Consider the following 6,113-nt stretch of genomic DNA (forward strand, 5'->3'; position numbering starts at 1 on the left):
GCCATTAAAACCAGAAGAGGGGGCGCTTGAAATAAAGGCGATACTACCTTTGGTACGTTCATTGAAATAGTTTGCGGTTACACTCAAACGGTTAAAGAGGTTCAAATCTAAACCAAAATTGTTCTTTAACGTTTTTTGCCAGGCCAGGGCTTCATTACCATAACCTAACAAATAAGTAGCAATAACACCTCTGTATTCACGATCTGTATAATACTGACTTGTGGTGATGCCTTTGTAACTTTGAAAACTTTCAGAACCTGTGGTGCCCAGCGTATACCTCAAACGGAATTCTTTTATATTTTCATTGTCCTTAAAGAAGGCTTCATTATGGATGTTCCAGCCAGCACCAATAGACCAGAAAGGGGCGAACCTTTGATTAGAGCCAAATAAAGAGGAACCATCGAGGCGATAGGTAGCATCGAATAAAAAGCGGTTATCATAAGTGTAAGCCAGGCGGCCAAGGGTACCAATTGACCTGGTTATACTTTCTGTTCCAGTGGGTTTTTCTCCATCAGGGTATTGATTACCTAAAATCAACTGATTTAAGCTTGGGTTTGGAAAACCGATAACACGGATAGACTGGGTATCATAAGTGCTTTCCTTGATGTTAACCGTTCCTGAAGCAGAGAAGAAATGTTTGCCCAAAGTTTTATTGGCTTCTGTAGTAAAAAAGCCTTCCAGACGCTCCAGGTTTCCTGTTCCCTGGGTATAAGAACCTTTTTCAAAAGTAGGCACATCAGCAAATGAACTATGCTGTGCCGGTAAAAAGATGTCTGATTGATCTGACTGTTGGGTGTAGGAGAGTCTGGCAGTTAACCTTAACCATTCCTTTGCTTGCCAGCGTGTTTCGAAATTATTGGTGATCCCTTTAAAGCTTGTTTGATCGGTAAGGTTTAAAGAGGCATTATATAAAGGATTTACTGCTCTGCCAGTATAGCCGTTTAAATTATCGAACCGGTCTTGTGAGGTAATTCTTGCACCAGTTTGCGGGTCTATGACATTTTCAAGGTAAACTTTAAGGTTTCCTGCATCGTCGTAAGGACTCCAGTAAGGATTAAGTTGTGCATATTGCGTAAACGACCCATAAGGTGAGTTATTGGCTTTGTTAAAACTTAGGGTCAGCTCATTCCTGAACTGGAAGTTTTTTAATCGATAGGAGAGAAAGGAGTTGGCCGTAGTGGTTCTTCTGTCAGAACCTTTCATGACCCCCATTTTTTGATCGTAGGTAACACCTACACCATAAGAAACAGCCTGGTCGCCACCTTCCACATATATATTGTGTTTCTGACCTATGCCAGTACGTAAAGGTTTACTTAACCAATCGGTATTGACACCTTTTTTAATGGCAGCTAAACGCGATGCCCTGATCAGGTCTAAACCATTTTGGGTATTATTAAAGGGATTGACAAACACTCCAGTACGATCTTCAAGGTCAAACTTTTCCTGGGCATTCAACATGTCGTAGCCAGAAAGATCTGGGGCTTCAATGATTGCACTTGCATTATAAGATACACGCAACTTTCCTTCTACAGGTCTGATTTGCTCAATGACAATAACACCATTGGCACCTCTTGATCCATAAATAGCGGTAGCACCGGCATCTTTTAGAATGGTAACGCTCGCAATTCTGTTCATATCAAGATCGTTGATCCTTTGCAAGGAGGTTTCAAATCCATCTAATATAAAAAGCGGGGCGTTTGGTGCCGACTGATAGTTAAAAGGATCTGACTGGCCTTCCTGGCGGATATCAACAAGGGTATTGCCACCCCGCAAAACCACATCTGGCAATACATTTGGGTTTGAACCCATACTCAGGTTTTCTGGAATCTGGAAAGAGGGATCCAGACTTTTTAAGGCAGAAAGCACATTGTTATTAGACACTTTGGCTAATTCCTCGGCATTAAATGTTCTCGCCGCACCTGTAAAGGTAGATTTCGATTGATTAACGATACCTGTTACCACAACACCCTGTAAAGATTGCGCTGCTTCTTTCAACCTGATCTCCAGCTTACTTTTGGTAATGGTTACTTCTTGCGTTTCATAGCCAATATAGCTAATCAAAAGCACTGCACCAATGGGTGCTTGTACTTTAAAATTACCCTTGGCATCTGTAGAAGCACGGGTGGTGCGGTTTTTAACAGTTATTGTTGCACCTACAATAGTTTGTTTGGTTTTACCGTCATACACCGTACCCACAATGATAGAATCAGCAAGTATAGTGTTGGTTTCTGCTAATCTTTTTTGTGTAGAGATCAAGATCCTGTTGTCCGTTTGCTTATAGCTTAGTCCTGTGTTTTTAAGCAACGTTTTCATCAGGTGGTCTACACTCATAGAATCTTTGCTCACGGTAAGGTTCTTGATATTGTTGATGTCATTTTCTCTAAACATGAATTTAAATGGAGTGCTCAGCTCAATTTTCTTGATGGCATGGAGAAGGGGTTCGTTTTTAAGTTCAATGCTCACATTTACATGTTCCATTGCCTGACTACTGGCATCTAAGGCTATCCCTTGAAGGGAAATGGTTAGAAGAGAGCATATAATTAAGGATATACGCATACAATATAGGAGGTATTTGGGTAATTTCCGGGAAATAGCATTCCCGTCTCTTGCAGCTTCTGCAGAAAAATACATATTTTAGTTCTTAATTGTGATTACTAAACGCTTGTTGGTGTTACATGAAATGGCGTATCATTCTAAATGTTACGCCAGGGAGGTAAGGTATGTTCATCAATACTCGCAATATTGAGGGATAACCTTACCTTTCTTTAAGTAGAGTTCTTGAGTCTGGAGTAGAATTTTTTCATAGTTTAATTTTTAAGTGTGAATGTTTTTAAGCCATCAAAAGTTATTGATTGGTAAAGCAATTGGCTGATGATGGCTTTGTTTAGTTTGGTTTTAATGGTTGGATAATAACTGTTTTACTTATTTTATGGTAAGAGAATTCGGCTTCGTTGAAATCACAAAGTACGCCAAGAAAATGTTCCAATGACTCTTGTGCACCCAATGAGGTGGTGAATTTTACTTGTTGCAATTGGGGGTCTTCTAATTGGATGTGAACGTTAAAACGTTCTTCTAACAGACGTTTGGCGTCACCAAAGGAGATGTCATTAAATTCCATATCTTTTTTGTTCCAGGCAAGTTCCTTTTCTGCATTCACGGTCTTGATGACCGCCTTGTCTGCATTCTCGTCGTAAACGATCTGCATATTTCGTGTGAGTAGTGCTAATTGAGTGGTTTTGCTTTCCACGCTTACTTTTCCCCTGATCACATTAACAGTCACCCTATTAGAACCTTTTGGTGCCAACACATCAAAAGAGGTTCCCAAAACAACAGTTTTTACAGCGCCAGTGTGGATGATAAAAGGTTTCGCAGGGTTATGCTTAATATCAAAAAAAGCTTGTCCTACAAGGGATACTGCTCTGCTTTTGTGTTGGTTGAAATCTTTAGTAAGGGTTAAAACACTGCCTTTTCCCAAAATGACGATACTCCCATCGGGAAGTTTGATTAAGGTGTTTTCCTTTTGAGAAGCGGAAAGCACTTTTGCAGGTTTAAACTTTTGCGATACAAGGGCAGTTGGGAATAGCTTTTTTTTATTTCTAAATGGCAAAATGACCAATACTGCGATGGCTAAAACTGCGGCATAAGGTAAAACTTTGTAAAGTTTCCTCCGCAGGAGCGTTTTCTTTTTCGCTTTCCTCTTAAGCTCTATAGTATGCCAGATTTCTTGTCCTAATGTGGGTGGAATTTGTATAGGGGTGGAGCGCACTTTTTTGAGCTCCTCAAGATACCAATCGTGGAGAAGTGCTTTTTCTTCTTCCGAGGTTTTACACTCGCTATACTTTTTGAATAAATCTTCTATAAATTTATTTTCCATATGACATTTCTAAGAGCAGTTAATAGGATAACTGTATAGATGTCGTTTTAGAATGGCTTTGGTAGTAGAAAAATTATAAAATATTTAAAGAAGCTTGAAATAAATCAAAACATAGATCATATTATAAGCATTTAGCTTTGGTTTAAGGATTTTCAAAGCATTATTGATTTGCTTTTTTACTGTTTTGTCTGATAAATTTAATCGGTCGGCAATTTCCTTGTAAGTCAAATGTTCTTTTCTACTCAATTCAAAGATTTGCCTCATTTTTGTGGGTAAAAACTGAATTTCACGTTCTATTTCTGCAATGGTTTCCTTTTCAATAACATGATGGTCGGCCCTATAAGTATTCTCCTCAAGGAAGGTAGTGATGGAGGCTACATGATTTTCCCGGATCTTTTTTCTGCTGATAAAATCTAAAACCTTATACCGTACTGCAGTGTAAAGATAGCCAGCTATGCTTGTTTGGATTTCAAACAGCCCTGCACGGTCTATAAAAGAGATGAATACTTCTTGCACCACATCTTTTGCCTCATCCTCATCTTTTAATACTTTAAAAGCAGCAATATAAAGCAGCTGCCAATACTGCTCATATATCTGCTTAAATGCAAGCGGATCTCCCTTTTTACATAAAGCTATTAGATCTTTGTCGTACGGAGTAAGATTGTCCTTCATCTTTGCTTTGCTAAGGTTGTTTAAGCTTTTTGCTAAAAGAACCTGCTATATTTTTCTTGATACCTATATTTTCAATTATTTGCCTTTACAAGGCAATTATAACTTTATGATTTTGTTATTATATGATCTAAGCGTCTAAATATAAAACTAATCTCTAGTTTTTTCATTTAATGACCATCATCAAGCTTAAATCCCTAAAAACTAACTTCACCATTATTAAAAATTATGTAACAACTAGATTATAAAAATATTTTGCTGTAATTTTTAGCATAAATTGCTTCTTATAGATAGAATTATACATGAGTTTATCTAAATAACATTGATTATGTACATTTTAAGAAAATTAGCTTGTTCATTAAATGTCGACCAAGATAGTAGATTTAATTCATATATTTAGCCGCAACCACCTTAAACATGACCGAACTAAAGCATACCAGACGAAAATTCCTTAAAAATTCAATGATCATGACTGCGGCTGCGCCAGTGATCGTCAACCATAAAACCACGTCTATTCTTTCAAAAATAAAGGGCCCTGTTGAACCTATTAAATTAGCCTGGCTTGAAAAAAGTAAAACAAACCTATCATCCGGCTTAACATGGGGTGTTCCCTGGTCGAGGGGTGAATTACAACCCAACCAGGAATTTCACTTGCTCAATAAGCAAAAGGAAACTTATAAGCTTCAGTCATGGCCTTTAGCCTACTGGCCAGATGGCTCTTTAAAGTGGACAGGGCATGCAGCAACAGCGCTACCTGCCAACGAAGACTATGCAATAACACCGGGAAAAACAGCCCCAGCAGATAAAATTATTACAGTTAAAGATACAGGATCTGAAATTGAAATCAATACTCAAAAGTTACAATGTAAGGTTCATAAAAGCGGACAGGTTTTAATGTCTGCTATTAGCCTGGATAACCAGGTTATAGCAAGTGCTGCTGTGCTGGAAGCCATCATTCAAGACCAGCCTGATGATAATTACGACAACCCTGTTCATCGGCAAACTTTAAAAGGACAAATTGAAAATATAATCATTGAGCAAAATGGACCCTTGCGGGCAGTCATCAAAATAACAGGTCGCCATACTTCAACAAATTTAACCTTGCTACCCTTTGTCATCAGGCTGATTTTCTTTGCAGGCAGTGATGAAATAAAAGTGATGCACACCTTGATTTATGATGCCAATGAGCAGATCCACTTTGTGAAAGCCATAGGTTTATCCTTAGCAGTTCCCCTTAACGATGAATTGCACAACAGGCATATCCGCTTTGTCAATGCTGAGCATGATGGCCTATTTTCTGAAGCCGTACGTGGGCTCACAGGTTTACGCCGTGATCCGGGCAAAGCATTTACCCAGGCACAAATTAATGGCACAGCAACACCTGCTACAACAGCACTTCCTGGAAAAATTGCTGATCAGCTTAAATATGTGCCTTCATGGGGCGATTATACTTTGTTTCAGGGCAATTCTGAAGGATTTACCTTAAAGAAAAGAACGGCAGCAGGACATGGATGGATCAGTGCTGCACAAGGAAAAAGAGCTTTAGGAACGGTTTACCTGGGTACACCCC

General features: G+C 38.9%; 4 protein-coding genes. 1 reads left to right on the forward strand and 3 read right to left on the reverse strand.

Annotated elements, in window-relative coordinates; genetic code table 11:
• The 3 genes from ACR2F7_RS01310 to ACR2F7_RS01320 form a co-directional block, all read right to left on the reverse strand.
• The coding region (locus ACR2F7_RS01310; protein WP_432711806.1) for a SusC/RagA family TonB-linked outer membrane protein at nt 1-2,631 on the reverse strand (2,631 nt) is incomplete at its 3' end.
• Nucleotides 2,632-2,884: 253 nt separating this feature from the next.
• Complete coding sequence (locus tag ACR2F7_RS01315) at nt 2,885-3,874, reverse strand: FecR family protein (protein ID WP_432711807.1); 990 nt, start codon at nt 3,872-3,874, stop codon at nt 2,885-2,887.
• A gap of 84 nt (nt 3,875-3,958) precedes the next feature.
• Nucleotides 3,959-4,546 carry an RNA polymerase sigma factor gene (locus tag ACR2F7_RS01320; protein ID WP_432711808.1) on the reverse strand — a complete coding sequence of 196 codons (588 nt, stop codon included), beginning with the start codon at nt 4,544-4,546 and terminating at the stop codon, nt 3,959-3,961.
• A gap of 414 nt (nt 4,547-4,960) precedes the next feature.
• Between ACR2F7_RS01320 and ACR2F7_RS01325 the strand changes: the two genes are divergently transcribed.
• On the forward strand, nt 4,961-6,113 hold a 1,153-nt coding region (locus tag ACR2F7_RS01325; RefSeq protein ID WP_432711809.1), incomplete at its 3' end, for a hypothetical protein.

Origin of the sequence: Pedobacter sp., from assembly GCF_045628745.1 — a bacterium.
In the GTDB taxonomy this organism is placed as follows: domain Bacteria; phylum Bacteroidota; class Bacteroidia; order Sphingobacteriales; family Sphingobacteriaceae; genus Pedobacter.